The following is a 17,639-nucleotide window of genomic DNA, read 5'->3' as shown; positions in this document are numbered from 1 at the left end:
CAAGATCGGTGAAGATACGGCGAATGGACGCGGAGTGGTCAGCCGCGCTTCGCGAGGTAGACGGTGTTCGTCGAGTCACGACCCTGCAGGGGGTTGGGGAAGCTGACGACCTCGGCCCGCACATCGGTGAAGGCCGTCGCGAGAACGGCGGCGTACTCGTCCTCGGGCGGGTCGTTGGACCACAACGCGAAAACCCCGCCGGGCCGAAGCAGTTCGGCCAGCCGCTGAGCGCCCTCTGGCGTGTAGAAGTCGGCGTTGGTCGGGTGCAGCAGGTGCCGCGGGGAGTGGTCGATGTCGACGATCAGGGCGTCGAACAGCCTGCCGGGCGCCTCGGGGTCGTAGCCCTGCCCGGACCGGGTCAGCGCGAAGAAGTCGCCGTGGACCAGCCGGCACCGCTCGTCGGCGCCCAGCGTCTGCCCGGCCGGGATGAGTCCCTGCTGGTGCCACTCGATCACCTCGCCGAGCGCGTCGACGACCACCAGCGAGCCGACCCGCGGGTCCTCCAGCGCCGTCAGCGCGGTGTAGCCGAGTCCGAGACCGCCCACGACCACGTTCAGGCCGTCGCCGGACACCTCCGCGAGCGCGAGCGTGGCGAGCTCGACCTCGGCGACGGTGAACAGGCTGGACATCAGGAACTCCTCGTTGAGCTTGATCTCGTGGATCTCCCTGCCGGTGCCGGGCTCGAGCCGGCGGCGCAGGGTGAGCTCACCGAGCGGTGTCTGGCGGTAGTCGAGTTCCTGGAAGCGCGCACTCATGCGACGGCACGGTACCTCCTGGTCACGAACGGGTGAGTGCCCCACGGGTCCGGGAACCCGTGGGGCGGTCGGTCAGGGCGTGATCTTCGCGTTGGTCAGGCCCTTCTTCGCGTTCGTCACCGTGTTGGACGCGTACACCACGTTGGGATTGCCGGTGCATTGCGAGACCGTGGTGATCCTGATGGCGTACTCACCGGAGCCGTCCACATCGGACCTGTTGTTGCGCCAGGTGTTGCCGCACCCGCTCGGGTTGCCGCCGATCTGGTGCGTCTCGTAGCCGTTGGCCAGGGGTGCCGGGCTTGCTGAGCGTGCCGGTGTTGTTCTCCAGCAGGTAACCGGAGCCCTTCACGTCCACCCAGGAGTCGGCGGAGTGCTGGCCCGCGATCCCCTTGCCGTTGAACGTGTTCCCGCAGATGACGCCCTTCTGGGTGCCTTCCTTGACGTCGATGGACTCGGCGGATCCGAGGTGGACACCTTCGCCGACCCCGGTTGTCCGCGACGATGCCCTTCTTGGACTCCGCGACCGCCGCGCGTCGAGTACGAGCTGCCCGAGCTCGGGAAGACGTTGCTGCCACTGGTGATCGCGCTCGCCGGCTGGGCGCTCGAGCACAGCGACGAGATCAACGCCAACCGCCGTGAGGACCTACTCGAAGGAGCAGCCGGGGTTCGGCGTGCTGACCGCGAGCGGGCCGCCGGCCGGGTTCTGGTAGCTCACGATCAGCACCAGCGGGGCGTTCGCGAGGTTGCGTCCGATGTGGACGTAGCCGGTGCCGCTGCTCTCGCTGATGAACTGACCGGGCCGGTACACGCCGTCCACCGCGCAGTCGGAGTCGTGGTGGGTCAGCACGCCCTTCGTGACGACCCCGCGCACCGGGCCGGGGTGGTAGTGCCAGCCCGTGGACCCGCCCGGCGCGATGGTGATCTCCCTGACGACGTACTGGGTGTCGCCCACCGTCTGGTCGAAGATCGTGACGGCGGTGACCCCGCGGCCAGGGGTCGCGCCCGCGACGGCCGGTGCTGTGGCGGCCGTCAGCCCGACGATCGCCATGACCAGAGCGAATCGGCTGATCGTCCGCATGCGCATCTCCTCAGACGTGGAACGGCGGCACCTGCTCCGCAGGCGAGATCGATTTTAGCCAGGTGTCAGGAGTCGCCGCGGGTCCGCTCGTAGTGCCGCGCGACCCGCGCCCGGTTGCCGCACACGTTGGCGGCGCACCAGATCCGGCGCTTGTTCTCCGCCAGGAACACCATGGAGCAGGCCGGGTTTCCGCAGGCGCGCAGCTTCTCCAACTGCACGGGGTCCGCCAGCAGCCGGATCGCCTCGCCCGCGATCGCGGCCAGCGCCGGGTGGCCGTTGTAGTCGTCGTGCCACCGGACCTCGGCCCGTGCGCCAACGCCCCAGCCGTCGAGCCGGGGGCTGGTGGGCACCGCGGCGGCGACGGCGTTGAGGTCCGCGATCAGCGCCGGATCGGGCGTCCGTCCGGTCAGGTGGGCGTCGAACAGCGCGTGGAGCAGTGCGCGCAGCCGGCGGGTCGCGCTCATCGCCGGCGGTGGTGCGGACGGCAGCCGATCTGCCTGCAGCGCCCACCACTTCGCGTACTCGGCCTCGTCCGCGAGGAAGTCCCTGACCGGGTCGAGGCACAGCGCCTGCGTGTCCACCAGGTCGAGCGCGACGAGCGGCTCGGCGCCCATGGGGAAGCCCGCCGTCTGGAACTCGGACAGTGTCGCGGTCACGCCTCTCCTAACGGTTGGAGCCACGATTGAGACGTTAGCAGATTCTCGCCAGGGACGGTTGCGGCATGGAACCTAACGTGTATACGGTCGTTCTATACATTAGAACGAACCGAGGAGAACGACATGCCCGCGATCCGCCACCACCACGTCGAGGTCGACGGCCTGAAGGTGTTCGTCCGCGAGGCGGGTGACGCGAGCAGGCCCACGCTGGTGCTGCTGCCCGGCTACCCGTCGAGCACCCGCGCCTACGTGCGGCTGATCGACCGGCTCGCCGCGGACTGGCACCTCGTCGCGATCGACTACCCCGGCTTCGGCTCGTCCGACCCGCTGCCGGAGAGCCCGACGTTCGACCGGCTGGCCGAGGTGACCGGAAAGGTCATCGACCTGCTCGGCATCGGTGACTACGCCGTCTACGTGTTCGACTTCGGTGCACCGGTCGGCTTCCGGATCGCGCTGGAGCACGACCGGCGGGTCAGGGCCGTGATCACGCAGAACGGCAACGCCTACGTCGAGGGGTTCGGCCCCGACGTCGCGGGGCTGAACGGCTGGTGGAGCGACAAGGCCAAGCATCAGCCGACCGTCGACTGGGTGGTCAGCCTCGCGGGCACGCGGCACCAGTGGCTCACGGGCGCGAAGAACCCCGAGCACGTCGACCCGGAGCAGGCGCTGGCAGACCAGGCCGTCATCGACCTGCCGGGCCGCGCCGACTACATGAAGGCGCTGCTGTGGGACTACCAGACCAACCCCGGCCGTTACCCGTCCTGGCAGGCCTGGCTGCGCGAACGGCAGCCGAACGTTCTCGCCATCTGGGGCCGCAACGACACGTTCTTCATCGCGCCCGGCGCCGAGGCCTACCGCAGGGACGTGCCCTCCGCCGAGGTCGTGCTGCTCGACACCGGCCACTTCGCGCTGGAGGAGGCGGCCGACGAGATCGCCGCGCACGTGAACACCGTGCTGGCGAAGACTTTCGCCTGACTTGACGCTATAGCCGGACGGGCATGACCTGGCGCGAGAACGGCATTGGCGGAGCATGGCCTGGCTGCCCACAGTGGAGCCATGGAAATGATCCGCAACTTCGCAGGCGGCCGGTTCGCCGAACGGGACGCGGCCTTCGGCGACGTCGACCCGGCCACCGGCAGGACGCACGCGATGGTGCAGGTCGCCGACGCGTCGCTGGTCGACGAGGCGGTGGCCGCGGCGCGCGGGTCCGGCTGGGACCGCGTGCCGGTGCGGGAACGGGCCGCGGTGCTGCGGAGGGCGGCCGACGGGATCGAGGCGCGGTTCGAGGAGTTCGTCGCCGCCGAGGTCGCGGACACCGGCAAGCCGGTCGCGCTCGCCCGTGAGCTGGACGTGGCACGGGCGGTGCACAACTTCCGGACGTTCGCGGACGTCGTGTCCGCGGCCGGGCAGGAGTCGTTCCTCACCGATCTCGCGGACGGCAGGCAGGCGCTGAACTACGCGGTCCGCAAGCCGCTCGGCGTGGTCGCGGTGATCGTGCCGTGGAACCTCCCGCTGCTGTTGCTGACGTGGAAGGTCTCGGCCGCGCTCGCGTGCGGCAACAGCGTCGTGGTCAAGCCGAGCGAGCTGACCCCGGCGACGGCGACGCTGCTCGCCGAGGTGCTGCGGGACGCGGGACTGCCCGCGGGTGCCTACAACGTGGTGCACGGTCACGGGGACGTCGGTGAGCTCCTGGTCGGACATCCCGGCATCGACGGGGTGACGTTCACCGGTTCCACCGCGACCGGCACGCGTGTCATGAGGACGGCCGCGCCACGGGTCCGGCCGGTCTCGTTCGAGCTCGGCGGCAAGAACGCGGCCATCGTGTTCGACGACGTGGACCTGGCCGAGGCGCTCACCGGGCTGAGCCGGGCGATCTTCACCAACACCGGCCAGGTCTGCCTCTGCACCGAACGCGTCTACGTGCAGCGGACGATCTTCGCCGACGTCGTGGACGGGCTCGTCGAGCGTGCGAGAGCGCTGAAGCTCGGCGACCCGCACGATCCTGGCACGACCACCGGCCCGTTGGTCTCGCAGCAGCACCGCCGCAAGGTGCTCGACCACCTCGCGCTCGCGGAGGAGGCCGGTGCGAAGGCGATCACGGGTGGCGGCGTTCCCGACATGCCCGCGGACCTGCGGGACGGCTCGTGGATCGAACCGACGCTGTGGACCGGGCTCACCAACGCCGACCGCGTGGTGCGCGACGAGATCTTCGGCCCGGTCGCGGCGCTGATCCCGTTCGACGCGGAGGACGAGGCGATCGCGCTCGCCAACGACACCGACTACGGTCTGGCCGCCTCGGTCTGGACGAACGACCTGCGCCGCGGCCATCGGGTCGCGCAGGCGATGAACGTCGGGATGTCGTGGGTCAACACGTGGTTCCTGCGCGACCTGCGGTCACCGTTCGGCGGCATGGGCATGTCCGGCATCGGCCGCGAGGGCGGCGAGTCGTCGTTGCACTTCTACACCGAGCCCACGAACGTGTGCGTGCAGCTGTGAACATCGCCGAGATCCTCCACAAAGCACAGACGACCGCGACCGAGGTGCCCGGCTTCGGGGATCTGACCGTGGCGGACGCCTACGAGGTCCAGCACGCGCTCATCGCCTTGAGGGAACGCGACGGCGAGACCGTCACGGGCGTGAAGCTCGGGTTCACCAGCGAGGCGAAGATGCGGCAGATGGGCGTGTCCGAGGTGATCGTCGGCCGGCTCACGAGCGGGATGCACGGCCGCACGAGCGAGAACCTCATCCACCCCAAGGCGGAACCGGAGATCGCCTACCGGCTCGGCCGCGACGTCGACGGCACCGTGCCGATCCTGGAGTGCGTGGACGCGGTCGCCTCCGCGATCGAGATCATCGACTCGCGCTACCGGGACTTCCGCTTCACCTACACCGATGTCATCGCCGACAACACTTCCGCAGCCGGGTACGTCATCGGTCCGTGGCAGCCCATGACCGACGTCGGCGACCGGGCGGTGCGGCTGACCGCGGGATCGTCCATTGTGGAAGGCTCCACCAGCGCGATCCTCGGAAACCCGGCCAACGCCCTCACTGCCCTCGAAGAGGTGGCGCGGAAGCGGAACATCCCGTTGAGGGCCGGGTACGTGGTGCTGGCCGGTGCCGCGACCATCGCACTGCCGCTGACCGAGGGCTACGTCGAGTGCTCGATCGACGGGTTCGGCCCCGTCTCGTTCGAAGGGCGACCGCGATGACCGCACGCACGATCACCGGACTCGCCCGTCCGCGCGGCCGGTTCCCGCACGTCAAGGTCTCCGGCGACCTGGTGTTCGTCTCCGGCACCAGCTCCCGGCGCCCGGACAACTCGTTCGCCGGCGTCGAGGTGGACGAGCTCGGCACCACGAACCTCGACATCCGCGCTCAGACCAGGGCCGTCATCGAGAACATCGCCACCATCCTCGGCGAGGTCGGCTGCACGCTCGCCGACGTCACCCAGTGCACGACGTTCCTCGTCTCCATGAACGACTTCGGCGGCTACAACGAGGTCTACGCCGAGTTCTTCGACGAGGACGGCCCTGCCCGCACCACCGTCGCCGTGCACCAGCTTCCCCATCCGCACCTGCTGATCGAGATCCAGGCGATCGCCCGCCTGCCCCGCACCGAGGAGACTCGATGACTCTGCCGCCCGTGATCAACTTCCAGGCCTGGATCGACGAGAACCGGCACCTGCTCAAGCCTCCGGTCGCGAACAGGACCATGGCTCTGGGCAACGACTTCATCGTCCAGATCGTCGGCGGCCCCAACAGCCGCACGGACTTCCACCACGAGCCCTACGAGGAGTGGTTCTTCCAGATCAAGGGCGACATGCACGTCGACGTCATGACCGCGGACGGCCCGCGGACCGTGCACATCCGCGAGGGGGAGACGTGGCTGCTGCCCGGCAACACCCCGCACTCGCCGCAGCGCCCCGACCCGGACTCGGTCGGTCTCGTGATCGAACGCGTCCGCGAGGAGGGGCAGCTCGAACGGTTCCAGTGGTACTGCCTGAACTGCTCGCACCTCCTCCAGGAGATCGAGCTGCAGGTACGTGACATCGTGGCCGACCTGCCGCCGGTGTTCGAGAAGTTCTACGCCGACACCGACGCACGCACCTGCGGCAACTGCGGCGCCCTGCACCCCGGCAAGGGCTGAGCATGGGCATCATCGACGTCCACACGCACTACGTCCCCCAGGGCTGGCCGGCGCTCCCCGGCGCCGAGGCGCCCTGGCTGCGGACCGAGTCGGCCTCCGACGCCATGATCATGCTGGGCACCCGCGAGTTCCGGCGCGTCCAGTCGAACTGCTGGGACGCCGAGCTCCGGCTGGCGGACATGGACGCCGACGGCGTGGACGTGCAGGTCGTCTCGCCGACGCCCGCGTTCTTCTCCTACGGCGCACCGACACCGCAGGCCGCCGAGATCGCGCGGATCTTCAACGACCTCGCGCTGGAGATCGTGGCGCCCGCGCCCGACCGGCTGGTGCCGTTCTGCCAGGTGCCGCTGCAGAACCCCGACGAAGCGTGCCGGGAGCTGGAACGGTGTCTGGCGAACGGACATCGTGGTGTCGAGATCGGCAACCACGTCGGCGACGACGACCTCGACAGCGAGGGCGTGGTGACGTTCCTGCAGCACGCGGCCTCGCTGGACGTGCCTGTCTTCGTGCACCCGTGGGACATGACCAGCTCACCGCGCAACGACCGGTGGATGGCCCAGTGGCTGACCGGCATGCCCGCCGAGACGCACCTGTCCGTGCTCGCGCTGATCCTCGGCGGCGGGTTCGACCGCATCGACTCCCGGCTGCGGATCTGCTTCGCGCACGGCGGAGGTTCGTTCGCGTTCTGGCTCGGCCGCACCGAGAACGCCTGGCACCAGCGGCACGACGTGGTCGGCACGTCCGCGTTCCCGCCGTCGCACTACCTGGACCGGTTTTTTGTCGACTCCGTGGTGTTCGACGAACGCGCGCTGCGGCTGCTCGTGGACACCGTCGGCGTGCAGCGGGTCATGGTCGGCAGCGACTACCCGTACCCGCTGGGGGAGCGCCCGGCCGGTGAGGTCGTGGCGAAGAGCGGTTTCCTGACCGGGGAGCAGCGCGCGTTGATCCAGCGGGGCAACGCGGAGCGCTTCCTGGGCTAGTGTCCGTCCATTTCGGACGCGATCTCGCCGAGGCAGTCGATGAACGCCTCGGCGGACGGGCTCAGCGTGCGGGAGGGCAGGGTGAGCCCGACGCTGTGCCCGACCTGGTCGAGCCTCACCGGCAACCGGGTCAGCCGGGTGTCGTCGACCGTGATCAGGCTGGGCAGCGCGGCGATGAAGTCGTTCTCCAGCAACAGCTCCCGCACGATCAGGAACGACGTCGTCTCCACCCGGTTGACCGGCAGCGCGATCCCGTTGCGCGCGAAGAACTGCTCCAGCTCCCGCCGCAGCACTGTCTCGGCGCCCGGCATGATCCACGGGTAGTCGCCCAGCTCGGCCGTCTTGACCTCGTGGCCCGCCAGCGGATGCGTCGCCCGCACGACCAGGTGCACGGCCTCGTCGTAGAGCTTGCGCCGTTCGAGCTGCTCGTCCGACGGCGCCGTCAGCCGTCCCACGATCATGTCCACGCGCCCGGCCGCGAGCTCCGCCAGCAACGGCTCCGGCGCCGCCTCGCGCACGATCACCGTCAGGTTCGGCCGGCGGCGCTTCATCGCGGTGATCGCCCGCGGCAGCAGCACGTTCGTTCCCGCCAGGTGCGTGCCGACGACCACCGTGCCGCGTTCGGCCTGGGCCAGCTCGACCAGGTGCCGGCCCGCCTCGGTGAGCTGCGCCAGCACCGCCCTCGCGTGCTCGCCGAACGCCGACCCGTACACCGTCGGCGTGATCCCGCGCGGCCCGCGGTCGAACAGCGTGACGCCGAGGATCTCCTCCAGCTCGTGCAGGCCGCGCGTCACGACCGGCTGGGTGACGTGCAGTGCCGCCGCCGCGCCGACCACGGTGCCCTGCCTGAGCAACGCGTCCAGCAGCACGAGGTGGCGGAGCTTCAGCCTCCCGTCGAGCAGCTTCGGCGTCTTCATGATCCGACTTTACGCCTTTGACCTCGTCGTTCCAGAAAGCCTGCAAGAAGCCCGCAGCACCGGCTCCCCATCGTGGTGGCGCGGCCACCGGCCGCGAACGACCGAGGAGGGAACATGATCAGGAAGTTGACCGCGGCACTCGCCGTGGCCGGCGCGGTCCTGCTGGGACTGGCGGCACCCGCGTCCGCGGAGGTGCAGGTGAGCCCGTTCTGCCAGAACGGCGCCGGCTACCAGACCCGCGTGGACATCGCCAACGTGGTCGCCACCAACGGCGTCGCCGTGGGCACCGTCGAGCTGTGCCGCCAGGGCAGCCTGTACTTCGCCTTCGCGCTGTTCGACCAGCCCATGACCGCGAGCCAGTACGCGCAGGTCTACCTCAACCGGTACGACCGCGGTGAGCCGGTCGGCAGGGTGGACTGCGACAGCCCGGGCGGCAACAAGCACATCAAGCCGGGCGAGCGCCGCTGCTGGACGCCGAACCTGAACGGTGCCGCGTCCAGGTACACGTTCATCGCCTCGGTCCTGCAGTACAGCAGCCACACGGGCGACCTCCTGTCCGGTGGCGTCACGGACGAGACGCGCTGATCCGAGGCAATACTGCCCATTTGTTTTAGATGTCTCAATACGGCCAATGGATTTGGAGCGCCCTTGGAGCTTTCTTGGAGTGCGCGGGCAGACTTCTCGATGTCGGAAGCACGACCCGAGGGAGGAGCACTCATGGAGAAGTCCAAGGCCAAGATGAAGCGAATCACCATTCGCAAGGTGGGCCCGGTCCGTCTCACGGCGGCAGCCTGCTCGCAGTACAACGTCAAGCCGGCCTAAGGCGCGACGCGGATGCGCCGGGTCCTCGGGCCCGGCGCATCCGATCCACGGCGGGGAGGAACGCGGTGACCGAGTTCGATCTGGACCAGCCAGTGCCGTTGCACCCGCTGGTGTTCCTGGAGGACGGCGACGAGGTGACGATCGGTCGCCCCGACGTCGACTCGTACGGCATCTTCCCCGGTGAGGGCGCCGCGCTCGTGCGCAGGCTGGTCGACGGGGACACCCCGCGCCAGGCCGGTGAGTGGTTCGAGCGCGAATACGGCGAAGAGGTCGACGTCGAGGACGTCGTCGCGGGACTGGACGAGCTCGGCCTCATTCGCAAATCCGGGGAAGTCGTCGCGGAGAGGGCGCCTGTCCGATTCAGCGGACTCGGTGCTGCCTTGTTCTCGCCGATTGCCTGGGTCGCCTATGCGGCGCTCGCCGGATGGGCATTGTTCGCAATGGTGTTCAACGCCGATCTGCGGCCTACTTATCACAACATCTTCTTCTCCGACTATTACATGGTCATCCAGGTCGGGTTGTTCGTCGCGGCCATTCCGCTGCTTCTCCTGCACGAGTCCTTCCACGCGCTGGCGGGACGCAGGCTCGGCGTCCGATCGAGGCTGCGCGTCGGCAGGCGGCTCTACTTCATCGTGCTGGAGACCTCGCTGGACGGGCTCGTGGCGGTGCCGCGCCGGCAGCGCTACCTGCCGATCGTCGCCGGGCTGCTGGCCGACGTCCTGGGCATCGCCGCGTGCACCGTCGCCGCCGACCTGACCCGGCACGCCGACGGAACGCTGTCAGGGCCGGGGCGATTCCTGCTGGCCGTCGCGTTCGCCGCGCTGCTCCGGGTCATCTGGCAGTTCTTCCTGTACCTGCGCACGGACATCTACGTGCTGGTGAGCACGGTGCTCGGCTGCGTCGACCTGCACGGGGCCGCGCTGCGGATGGTCCGCAACAGGTTCATGCGGCTGCTCGGCCGTCCCGAGACGGACGAGTCGACGCTGCACCCGGTCGACCGCCAGGTGGCGCGCTGGTACTCGTGGCTCGTCGTCATCGGGTACACGGCCAGTCTCACGACGTTCGCACTCGCCGGCGCGCCCGTGCTCTACCGGTTCGTCACCGGCGTCATCGGGCGGCTCACGGGTGACGGGGTGCCCACGGCCCAGCTGCTCGACTCGATCGTCTTCGGCGCTGTCGCGCTCGCGCAGTGCGCGGTGCTCGGCTGGCTCATGGTCCGCGAGCGCGTGCGGGCGCGCCGCGACCGTCGTCTGCACCACGTCATTCACTGAAGGGACGCACCATGGACAGCCGCTACTGGATCCGCGCCGACCTGCGGCGCGATCGGGCACACGCGCTCGCCGGTCTGGACCTGCCGCCGATCTGGGCGGTCCTCGACGCCCACCGGCGGCTGCGCGGACCGTACACGGCGGCGGGGTCGTTGCTGCGGCAGATCGCCGACGACCTGCTGCAACGGTGCCCGGAACTGGGGGAGCGGCACAACATCGAGCTGCTCACGACCGCGCCGGAGCTGGCGGGGCGCGTGCCGAGCGCCTGGCACACGCTCGAATGGGCCGTGCAGGACAGCGAACGCACCCGCTACTACTCGCGGCTGCACACCCGCAACATCGCGAACGGCCTGGCCGAGCTGCTGCGCGACTACCTCGCCGCCCTCGGTGGCGGGCCGCGCACGCTCGTGATCGAGAACGCGCACGAGGCCGACGCGTCCGACCAGGAGTTCATCGCCGTCCTGCTGCGCCGGGGTGACCTCCCGGACCTCACCGTGGTCGTGGGCACGAGCCGGGACCCGCTCGTGGACCCGCGCGGCGAGATCGACGTGTCGCTGGCCTCGACGATCGCCGCACACGCCCAGGTGGTCGAAGCCGAGCCCGTTGCGGAGAAACCCCTCCAGGGCGACGCTGCTCAGGCCTATGTGGACAGTGACGGCACGGCGGACGACCCGCGGGTGCTCGCCGCCTACCTCGCTCTGCCGGCTGAGAAACGTGCCGCGCTGCACGACGCCCGTGCCGAGGAGCTCGCGCGGTCCGATGAGTTCTCACTGCACCTCGGCGCGATCCCGTACCACCTGGAGCACGGCAGTGACCCTGCCGGAGCGGGCGCGAAGGCGTTGCGCGTCGCACTCGACCACTGCCACAAGGTCGGGCTCTATCAAGCAGCCGCGGACCACGGCCTGCGCGGGCGGGCGGCGGCGGACCGGGAGACCGACCCGGACCAGTGGTGGCACCTCACCTTCCAGACCGGGATCGTGCTGGCCGCCGTCGGGCGCGCCGCCGAGGCCGAGACGCTCTACGTCGAGGGACGCGCCGCCTCCACGGACGCGGCCATCCACCTCGAACTGGCGTACTCCACGGCCATGCTGCACGCGCGGCACTACTCGGAGGCCGAACGCGACTACGTCCGGGCGCGGGCCTGGATGAACCTGGCGATCGCCATCGCGTCCCAGCTCACCGACCCGAAGAAGGAAGCCTTCCAGTCCGTCTTCACCCGCAACGGCCTGGCGCTCGTCGAGGTGCGCGAGAAGAAGCCCGAGGTGGCGCTCGCCCTGGTCAACGACGGCATGGCGAGGCTCGACCGCGATCTCGAACCGGACGAGCACGTGCTGCACCGCCTGGTGCTGCGCTACAACCGGGCACAGGTGTACGGCGCGATGGGCCGCCTGGAGGACGCGCTCGCCGACTACAGCTACGTCCTCGAACGGGACCCGAACTTCCCCGAGCACCACTTCAACGTCGGCAACGTCCTGCGCAGGCTCGGGCGCGACGAGGAGGCGGTCGAGGCCTACCGCGAGGCGCTGCGGCTCTCCCCGCCGTTTCCCGAGGCGTACTACAACATCGGCGACGCCCGGCTCGCGCTCGGCGACGTCGAGGGCGCGATGGCCGACTTCGGCTACGTCATCGAGTTGGACCCGCGGCACGTCGACGCGAGGATCAACCGAGCCGGATACCTGCTGGAGAACGGTGACCTGGAGGGGGCGTCACGCGATGTCGCCGCCGCTCTCGAACTGGCGCCGGACAACGCACACCTGTTGTGCCTCAAAGGCCAGCTGCTGGTCGAGCAGGACGAGTACACGGCAGCCTCCGAGGCGCTGGCGGAAGCGGTGCAGCGCAACGACAGGCTGGCCGAGGCGTGGGCGATCCGCGGCACGATCGCCGTCGCGTCCGGCGAGCTCACCGACGCGATCAGCTACCTGAGCCGCGCCATCACCCTCGACGACAACCCGGAGGCCCGCTACAACCGCGCGGTCGCCTACGAGGAGTCCGGTGAGCTGGACGCGGCGATCCTGGACTACGACGCCGTGCTCGCGGTGACCGACGACGAGGACGCCCGGCAGCGCAGGGAACTCTGCGCCGCGGCGTCGGCCAGGTAGGAGAACGCCGTGACAGCATCGGAGGACGTGGCCGCCGCACTGCCGGTGGCCGCGTTCACCGACGCCATGAGCCGCCTGGTGTCGGGTCTCGCCGTGATCACCGCGCGTCATGCGGGCGTACGTCCGTGCGGGTTGCTCGTGTCGTCGATCTGTTCGTACAGCGTGGATCCGCCGTCCGTGCTCGTGGTGGTCGACCACGCGTCACGGTGCCGCGAGCCCTTGGTGCACAGCGCGGAGTTCGGCGTGCACGTGCTCGGCAGCGCCCAGGAACGCACCGCGCGGACGTTCGCGAGCCGTGGCGCGGACAAGTTCGCCGACCTCGTCTGGGCGTGGGACGGCGCCGTGCCACGGCTGTGCGCAGCGCCGATCTACCTGCGCTGCACCACTTCCGCGGTGTTCGACCACGGTGATCACACCGTCCTGATCGGCGAGGTGACCCGTGCCGAGGTGAAGGAGGCGGAGCCGCTCGTCTTCTACCGCCGCCTGTTCGACTGGCGGCTAAGGGGAAACGGTGTGCGCCAGCTGTAGCCCGGTGAGCACCCGTTCGTGCCGGTGACCCTGGTCGAACGGGTCCTCCCCGTTGAGGATGAGCTGGTGCATGGCCCGAAGTCGTGGCCCCGGCTCGATTCCCGCCTGGCTCGACAGCATCCGGTACGCCCTGGCGTAGGCCGTCAGCGCGTCGGCGCGGCGTTCGGCCTGGCACAGCGCGAGCATCAGCTGCTCGTGGAACCTCTCCCACAACGGGTAGGTCCGGCACAGCTCCTCGAGGTCGAACACGGCCAGATGCCCGTCACCGTTGCAGAGCATGACGTCGAACCTGTTGCGCAACAGCTCCAGGTACTCCCGCTCCAGCCGGGAGATGTCGTGGTCGAACATGCCCGGCTCGCGCAGGTCCGCCAGTGGGGCGCCACGCCACAGGCTCAGCGCCACGGCGAACTTCTCCCGCGCCTGTGCGCATTCGCCGGCAACCATCGACATCTGTCCTTGTTTCGCCAGCTCGCGGAACCGGGTCAGGTCGAGCTGATCCGTTTCCAGGCAGAGCATGTAGCCGGAGGGACGCGTGTTGAGAATGGGGTGCGAGGTGCGCGAGCTCGTGCGTCCCGGGGTGAGCACCCGCCGCACCGCCGTCACGTATCCGTGCAGCGCGGCGACAGCAGATCGGGGCGCACCCCTTGTCCACAGCTGGTCCACGATGCGACTGGTCGGCACGAACTCGTTGGCGTGCAACGCGAGCAGTGCGAGCAGGGCGCGTTGCTTCTGCGCCGTCGGCGTGCAGCGGCGGTTTCCTCGCGTCACCTCGAACGTGCCCAGAACCCGGAAGTACGGCGGATCATCTCCCGTTGTCACGCGATAGCCACCTCCCGGTATGTCCGACTCCGAGAGTGTTCACCAGCCGACGGTCGTTGAGGTAGTGCCCGGCCCGAAACTGCCGGTGTGCCCTATGCCGAAGCGGACCAGGTGACGGGCAGCGAGTCGAGAGCGCCGGGGATCCCGTTCCTGGCAAAGGAGATCCAGGAGCCCCGCAGCTCCCGTCCCAGCCGATCGACGTCCTCCCAACGCATGTCGCCGAGCACGGGCGACCCGGCCCACGCCCGCGCGGAGCCCAGCAACAGCGGCAGCTCGACGCAGTGCGTCGCCCCGAAGGCGGATCCGGCTGGGCGCCAAGCGTTGTGGTACGTGTGCACGTGTGCGCCGCGTGCGCGGAGGCGGTCCGCGAAACCGTGGTCCGCGAACAGTCCCTCGCCTTGTCCGCCGAACGCCGTCATCTCGTCGGCGTTCCACCCGTGAACGATCTCGACACCGGTCAAGTCCGATCGGTCCCACGGCGTCGCGACCGGCCGGAACGGCATCGCCACCCCGGTGTGGCGTGCCACGACGGCGGCCTGGGCGGCCAGGATCTCGGCGGGGGAGCGGGAGAACAGGTCACCTCCGAGCAGGCGGGAGAACTCCGCACCCGTCGCGGCGGCCTCGGCGCGGGCGAGTGGGGCGACACCGTGCGGCGGGCTCTGCAGGACGGCGCGCCGGAACAGCCGTTCGGGATGGTCCAGCAGCAGCTCGATGGACATGGCGCCGGCGGACTGCCCGAACACCGTGACGGCGGCCGGGTCCCCGCCGAACCGGGCGATGTTGTCGCGGACCCACCGCAGCGCCTCGACCTGGTCGAGCAGCCCGAGGTAACCGTCGCTCACGCCGTCCGCGACGAGGAAACCCAGTGCCCCCAGGCGATAGTTGACGCTGACCACGACGACGTCGCCCTCCGCGGCCAGCGACGACCCGTCGTACCAGTCCAGCAGGCCGGCCCCGCTGCTGAAACCGCCGCCGTGCAGCCAGACGAGCACCGGCCGGCAGCCGTCCAGCGCCGGGGTGGTGATCGAGAGGTTCAGACAGTCCTCGCCCTGCGGCGGGGTGTCGTGCGGCGGGCCCATGACGGCGTCCAGGCGTGAACGCGGCTGCGGGCAGATCTGGCCGCTCGACGCCGCGGTGAGGGAGCGCACGGGAGTGTCGAAGCGCGTCGCGGTGGCGTAGCGGATGGGACCGATGCGGACTGTCACGTGTACACGGTCAGGCCCGCCGCCATGCATCGCAAATGCGGATTCAGGCTGCCGGTATAGCCGTGCGGGCATGGCTGCCGAGGGGTTCGGCATTTGTGCGGTCCTGCGACCCAGGTCACGCTTTCGGCCTACACCGTCAACCGACCCGGGCAGGCCAACATGGGTGAACGAGCCGCCACGTCGCAACGGAAGGTCGCGCTCGCGACACTCACCGGCGCGACGCTCGAGTGGTACGACTTCTTCTTGTACGGCACCGCTTCCGCGCTGATCTTCAACAAGCAGTTCTTCCCGTCGCTCTCGCCCGCCGCGGGCACGCTCGCCGCGTTCAGCACGTTCGCCGTCGGGTTCATCGCGCGGCCGTTGGGCGGACTGGTCTTCGGTCACTACGGCGACCGCATCGGCCGCAAGATGACACTCGTGGTGTCCCTGGTGCTGATGGGGATCGGCTCGACCCTGATCGGTCTGCTGCCCGGCTTCGCCACCATCGGCGTGTGGGCGCCGATCCTGCTGGTCGCGCTGCGGGTGGTGCAGGGCATCGGCCTCGGCGGTGAGAACGCGGGCGCGAACCTGATGGCCCTCGAACACGCGCCGTCCGACCAGCGCAACCGCTACGCGGGCTTCCCGCAGATGGGCACGCCCGCGGGACTGGTGCTGGCCAACACGGTCTTCCTGGTCACCAGCACGGTGCTGCCCGCAGCCGCGTTCACGTCGTGGGGCTGGCGGATCCCGTTCCTGTTGAGTGCGGCGCTGGTCGTGGTCGGCCTGGTGATCCGCATGCGCGTGACGGAGACGCCGTCGTTCGCGAAGGCTGTGGAGCGGCAGGAGATCGTGCGCTTCCCGTTGAAGGAGGCGCTGTCCGTCGGCGCCGGCCGGTTGGTGCTGACGCTGGTGCTCAGCATCGCGAACTCCGCGGTGGCCTACCTGTTCCTGGTCTTCAGTCTTTCCTACGGCACCGCGCAACTGGGCCTGAACCGGCAGTTCCTGCTGATCACCGTGACGCTCTCGGCGGTGCTGTGGCTCTGCACGATTCCACTGTGGACGTCCATTGCCGACCGTCGCGGCCGGCGCGGGATGTTCCTGTGGGGCTCGGTGGCGTTGCTGGTGTGGGCGGCCGCGTTCTTCCCATTGCTCAACACGAAGAGCACGGCCGTGATCGTGCCGGCCCTGCTCGGCATGGGCCTGATCATCCCCGTCACCCACTGCGTGCAGGGGGCGATCGTCGCCGACACCTTCCCGGCGAACGTGCGCTACTCCGGCTCGTCGCTGCTGCTGCAGCTCGCGGCCCTGCTCGGCGGCGGTCTCGCCCCGCTGGTCTCGACCGCGATCCTGAACGACACCGGCACCACGACGGGTGTCAGCGCCTACATCACGGCGGTGTGCGCGGTGAGCCTGCTCGCCGCGGTGCTCGCGTTCCGCACGGTGCCGGTCGCCAGGAGGGCCGACGCTCCTGTTGCCGCCTAGCGGAGGGCTGCCTCGATCGCCTCGGTGATCGAGGCGTCCTCTGGCTCGGTGCGCGGGCGGAACCGGGCGAGCACCTGGCCGTCGCGCGAGACGAGGAACTTCTCGAAGTTCCACTGCACGTCACCGGCGGTGCCCTCGGCGTCGGCGTGCTTCGTCAGCTCCTGGTAGACCGGGTGCTGGTCCGGCCCGTTGACCTCGATCTTCTCGAACAGGGGGAACGACACCCCGTACGTGGCCGAGCAGAACGTGGCGATCTCCTCGGACGTGCCCGGCTCCTGGCCCATGAACTGGTTGCACGGGAAGCCGACCACGGAGAAACCTTCGGTCCCGTACTTCTCCTGCAACCGCTCCAGGCCCGCGTACTGCGGGGTGAGGCCGCAGCGCGACGCGACGTTGACGACGAGCGCCACCTTGCCCCGCAGCGCGCTCAGGTCACCGGGCTCGCCCGCGAGAGTGTGGACCGGGATGTCGTAGATCTCCATGTCACCAACGTAGTTCATGTCTTCTTGGGGCTGGGGGCGGGCACGATCCGGGCGGAGACCTCCGGAGGAGGGGTGGCCAGCCCCGGCCCGCCCGCGTCCACCCAGTCGATCACGCCCCGCACCGCCTCGTCGTCCAGCACCGACCCGACCCACACCGGTCTGGCCCCCGCGGCGCGGGCGGCACGGCTGGGCTGCACGACGACCACGTTCGACACCTCGCACGCGTCCAGGCAGTCGGCGACCTTCACGGAGCCGAGTCCCTCGCGCAGCACTTCGAGCTGGCGGTCGTGGTCGACCTCGGGGTGCTTGCGCTCGGTGCCGCAGCAGCAACCCCGGCAGACGGTGATCCGTGACGTCATGATCACCGTTCTACTCAGTCGACGGTTCATTACACAACGCGCACGTTCCGCTGGCCGTCCGGCG

The 17,639-nt window shown here is 69.7% G+C and carries 21 protein-coding genes; 11 read left to right on the top strand and 10 right to left on the bottom strand.

The window, feature by feature from the left end; translation table 11 throughout:
• Nucleotides 1–38: 38 nt before the first annotated feature.
• From ACSHWB_RS41775 to ACSHWB_RS41755, 5 genes are all read right to left on the bottom strand, one after another.
• Nucleotides 39–755, bottom strand: coding sequence for a spermidine synthase (locus tag ACSHWB_RS41775; protein ID WP_439658852.1), 717 nt, complete (start codon nt 753–755; stop codon nt 39–41).
• Between the two features lie 72 nt (nt 756–827).
• Nucleotides 828–962, bottom strand: a complete 135-nt coding sequence (locus tag ACSHWB_RS41770) for a hypothetical protein (protein WP_439658851.1) — start codon at nt 960–962, stop codon at nt 828–830.
• Nucleotides 946–1,365 carry a hypothetical protein gene (locus tag ACSHWB_RS41765; RefSeq protein ID WP_439658850.1) on the bottom strand — a complete coding sequence of 140 codons (420 nt, stop codon included), beginning with the start codon at nt 1,363–1,365 and terminating at the stop codon, nt 946–948. The genes ACSHWB_RS41770 and ACSHWB_RS41765 overlap by 17 nt, the downstream gene beginning before the upstream one ends.
• A 33-nt stretch (nt 1,366–1,398) precedes the next feature.
• Entirely contained in the window at nt 1,399–1,833 is a 435-nt protein-coding gene (locus ACSHWB_RS41760; protein ID WP_439658849.1) for a cupin domain-containing protein, read from the bottom strand.
• 65 nt (nt 1,834–1,898) lie between these two features.
• Complete coding sequence (locus tag ACSHWB_RS41755; RefSeq protein ID WP_439658848.1) at nt 1,899–2,489, bottom strand: CGNR zinc finger domain-containing protein; 591 nt, start codon at nt 2,487–2,489, stop codon at nt 1,899–1,901.
• A 123-nt stretch (nt 2,490–2,612) separates the two neighbouring features.
• Here ACSHWB_RS41755 and ACSHWB_RS41750 point away from each other — a divergent pair, with 123 nt between their 5' ends.
• The 6 genes from ACSHWB_RS41750 to ACSHWB_RS41725 all read left to right on the top strand — a co-directional run bounded on the left by ACSHWB_RS41750 (nt 2,613) and on the right by ACSHWB_RS41725 (nt 7,615).
• Nucleotides 2,613–3,464: an alpha/beta fold hydrolase gene (locus ACSHWB_RS41750; RefSeq protein ID WP_439658847.1), complete on the top strand. Its 852-nt coding sequence runs from the start codon at nt 2,613–2,615 to the stop codon at nt 3,462–3,464.
• Nucleotides 3,465–3,545: 81 nt separating this feature from the next.
• Complete coding sequence (locus ACSHWB_RS41745) at nt 3,546–4,985, top strand: 2-hydroxymuconic semialdehyde dehydrogenase (RefSeq protein WP_439658846.1); 1,440 nt, start codon at nt 3,546–3,548, stop codon at nt 4,983–4,985.
• Complete coding sequence (locus ACSHWB_RS41740) at nt 4,970–5,698, top strand: 2-keto-4-pentenoate hydratase (protein ID WP_439658845.1); 729 nt, start codon at nt 4,970–4,972, stop codon at nt 5,696–5,698. Before ACSHWB_RS41745 ends, ACSHWB_RS41740 begins: the two co-directional genes overlap by 16 nt.
• The gene (locus ACSHWB_RS41735; RefSeq protein ID WP_439658844.1) at nt 5,695–6,120 is read left to right on the top strand and encodes a RidA family protein; all 426 of its coding nucleotides are present in this window, start codon (nt 5,695–5,697) and stop codon (nt 6,118–6,120) included. The genes ACSHWB_RS41740 and ACSHWB_RS41735 overlap by 4 nt, the downstream gene beginning before the upstream one ends.
• The gene (locus ACSHWB_RS41730) at nt 6,117–6,635 is read left to right on the top strand and encodes a 3-hydroxyanthranilate 3,4-dioxygenase (RefSeq protein ID WP_439658843.1); all 519 of its coding nucleotides are present in this window, start codon (nt 6,117–6,119) and stop codon (nt 6,633–6,635) included. Before ACSHWB_RS41735 ends, ACSHWB_RS41730 begins: the two co-directional genes overlap by 4 nt.
• A 2-nt stretch (nt 6,636–6,637) precedes the next feature.
• Entirely contained in the window at nt 6,638–7,615 is a 978-nt protein-coding gene (locus tag ACSHWB_RS41725) for an amidohydrolase family protein (RefSeq protein ID WP_439658842.1), read from the top strand.
• Here the strand turns inward: ACSHWB_RS41725 and ACSHWB_RS41720 are convergent.
• A complete protein-coding gene (locus ACSHWB_RS41720) occupies nt 7,612–8,532 on the bottom strand; it encodes a LysR substrate-binding domain-containing protein (RefSeq protein WP_439658841.1) in 921 nt (306 codons plus the stop codon). The two genes, ACSHWB_RS41725 and ACSHWB_RS41720, sit on opposite strands and share 4 nt — an antisense overlap.
• Nucleotides 8,533–8,646: 114 nt before the next feature.
• On the opposite strand from ACSHWB_RS41720, the gene ACSHWB_RS41715 reads away from it, so the two are divergent.
• From ACSHWB_RS41715 to ACSHWB_RS41700, 4 genes are all read left to right on the top strand, one after another.
• On the top strand, nt 8,647–9,117 hold the full coding sequence (locus tag ACSHWB_RS41715) for a hypothetical protein (protein ID WP_439658840.1): 471 nt from the start codon (nt 8,647–8,649) through the stop codon (nt 9,115–9,117).
• Nucleotides 9,118–9,419: 302 nt separating this feature from the next.
• On the top strand, nt 9,420–10,625 hold the full coding sequence (locus ACSHWB_RS41710) for a hypothetical protein (RefSeq protein WP_439658839.1): 1,206 nt from the start codon (nt 9,420–9,422) through the stop codon (nt 10,623–10,625).
• A gap of 11 nt (nt 10,626–10,636) precedes the next feature.
• Entirely contained in the window at nt 10,637–12,721 is a 2,085-nt protein-coding gene (locus tag ACSHWB_RS41705; RefSeq protein WP_439658838.1) for a tetratricopeptide repeat protein, read from the top strand.
• 9 nt (nt 12,722–12,730) lie between these two features.
• The gene (locus tag ACSHWB_RS41700; protein WP_439658837.1) at nt 12,731–13,249 is read left to right on the top strand and encodes a flavin reductase family protein; all 519 of its coding nucleotides are present in this window, start codon (nt 12,731–12,733) and stop codon (nt 13,247–13,249) included.
• Here ACSHWB_RS41700 and ACSHWB_RS41695 read toward each other — a convergent pair.
• Together ACSHWB_RS41695 and ACSHWB_RS41690 are read right to left on the bottom strand one after the other, a co-directional pair.
• On the bottom strand, nt 13,220–14,068 hold the full coding sequence (locus tag ACSHWB_RS41695; RefSeq protein WP_439658836.1) for an AfsR/SARP family transcriptional regulator: 849 nt from the start codon (nt 14,066–14,068) through the stop codon (nt 13,220–13,222). The two genes, ACSHWB_RS41700 and ACSHWB_RS41695, sit on opposite strands and share 30 nt — an antisense overlap.
• A gap of 92 nt (nt 14,069–14,160) precedes the next feature.
• Complete coding sequence (locus tag ACSHWB_RS41690) at nt 14,161–15,273, bottom strand: carboxylesterase family protein (protein WP_439658835.1); 1,113 nt, start codon at nt 15,271–15,273, stop codon at nt 14,161–14,163.
• A gap of 159 nt (nt 15,274–15,432) precedes the next feature.
• Here ACSHWB_RS41690 and ACSHWB_RS41685 point away from each other — a divergent pair, with 159 nt between their 5' ends.
• Nucleotides 15,433–16,734, top strand: coding sequence for an MFS transporter (locus ACSHWB_RS41685; RefSeq protein ID WP_439658834.1), 1,302 nt, complete (start codon nt 15,433–15,435; stop codon nt 16,732–16,734).
• Here the strand turns inward: ACSHWB_RS41685 and ACSHWB_RS41680 are convergent.
• Nucleotides 16,731–17,216 (bottom strand): glutathione peroxidase, encoded by a 486-nt coding sequence (locus ACSHWB_RS41680; protein ID WP_439664765.1) that lies wholly within the window; start codon nt 17,214–17,216, stop codon nt 16,731–16,733. The genes ACSHWB_RS41685 and ACSHWB_RS41680 overlap by 4 nt on opposite strands.
• Nucleotides 17,217–17,230: 14 nt before the next feature.
• Nucleotides 17,231–17,575 carry a hypothetical protein gene (locus ACSHWB_RS41675; RefSeq protein WP_439658833.1) on the bottom strand — a complete coding sequence of 115 codons (345 nt, stop codon included), beginning with the start codon at nt 17,573–17,575 and terminating at the stop codon, nt 17,231–17,233.
• Between the last annotated feature and the right edge of the window lie 64 nt (nt 17,576–17,639).

Source organism: Lentzea sp. HUAS TT2 (genome assembly GCF_051853195.1).
Taxonomy (GTDB): Bacteria; Actinomycetota; Actinomycetes; order Mycobacteriales; family Pseudonocardiaceae; genus Lentzea.
Note: the sequence above shows the minus strand (reverse complement) of the source record. Positions and strands in the feature narration are given on the sequence as shown.

Coding starts and splice junctions, on each gene's coding strand:
- ACSHWB_RS41735 (WP_439658844.1), top strand. CDS start 5,695: ATGACCGCACGCACGATCACCGGACTCGCCCGTCCGCGCGGCCGGTTC.
- ACSHWB_RS41775 (WP_439658852.1), bottom strand. CDS start 755: ATGAGTGCGCGCTTCCAGGAACTCGACTACCGCCAGACACCGCTCGGT.
- ACSHWB_RS41730 (WP_439658843.1), top strand. CDS start 6,117: ATGACTCTGCCGCCCGTGATCAACTTCCAGGCCTGGATCGACGAGAAC.
- ACSHWB_RS41680 (WP_439664765.1), bottom strand. CDS start 17,216: ATGGAGATCTACGACATCCCGGTCCACACTCTCGCGGGCGAGCCCGGT.
- ACSHWB_RS41675 (WP_439658833.1), bottom strand. CDS start 17,575: ATGACGTCACGGATCACCGTCTGCCGGGGTTGCTGCTGCGGCACCGAG.
- ACSHWB_RS41705 (WP_439658838.1), top strand. CDS start 10,637: ATGGACAGCCGCTACTGGATCCGCGCCGACCTGCGGCGCGATCGGGCA.
- ACSHWB_RS41720 (WP_439658841.1), bottom strand. CDS start 8,532: ATGAAGACGCCGAAGCTGCTCGACGGGAGGCTGAAGCTCCGCCACCTC.
- ACSHWB_RS41750 (WP_439658847.1), top strand. CDS start 2,613: ATGCCCGCGATCCGCCACCACCACGTCGAGGTCGACGGCCTGAAGGTG.
- ACSHWB_RS41715 (WP_439658840.1), top strand. CDS start 8,647: ATGATCAGGAAGTTGACCGCGGCACTCGCCGTGGCCGGCGCGGTCCTG.
- ACSHWB_RS41725 (WP_439658842.1), top strand. CDS start 6,638: ATGGGCATCATCGACGTCCACACGCACTACGTCCCCCAGGGCTGGCCG.
- ACSHWB_RS41685 (WP_439658834.1), top strand. CDS start 15,433: ATGGGTGAACGAGCCGCCACGTCGCAACGGAAGGTCGCGCTCGCGACA.
- ACSHWB_RS41760 (WP_439658849.1), bottom strand. CDS start 1,833: ATGCGGACGATCAGCCGATTCGCTCTGGTCATGGCGATCGTCGGGCTG.
- ACSHWB_RS41745 (WP_439658846.1), top strand. CDS start 3,546: ATGGAAATGATCCGCAACTTCGCAGGCGGCCGGTTCGCCGAACGGGAC.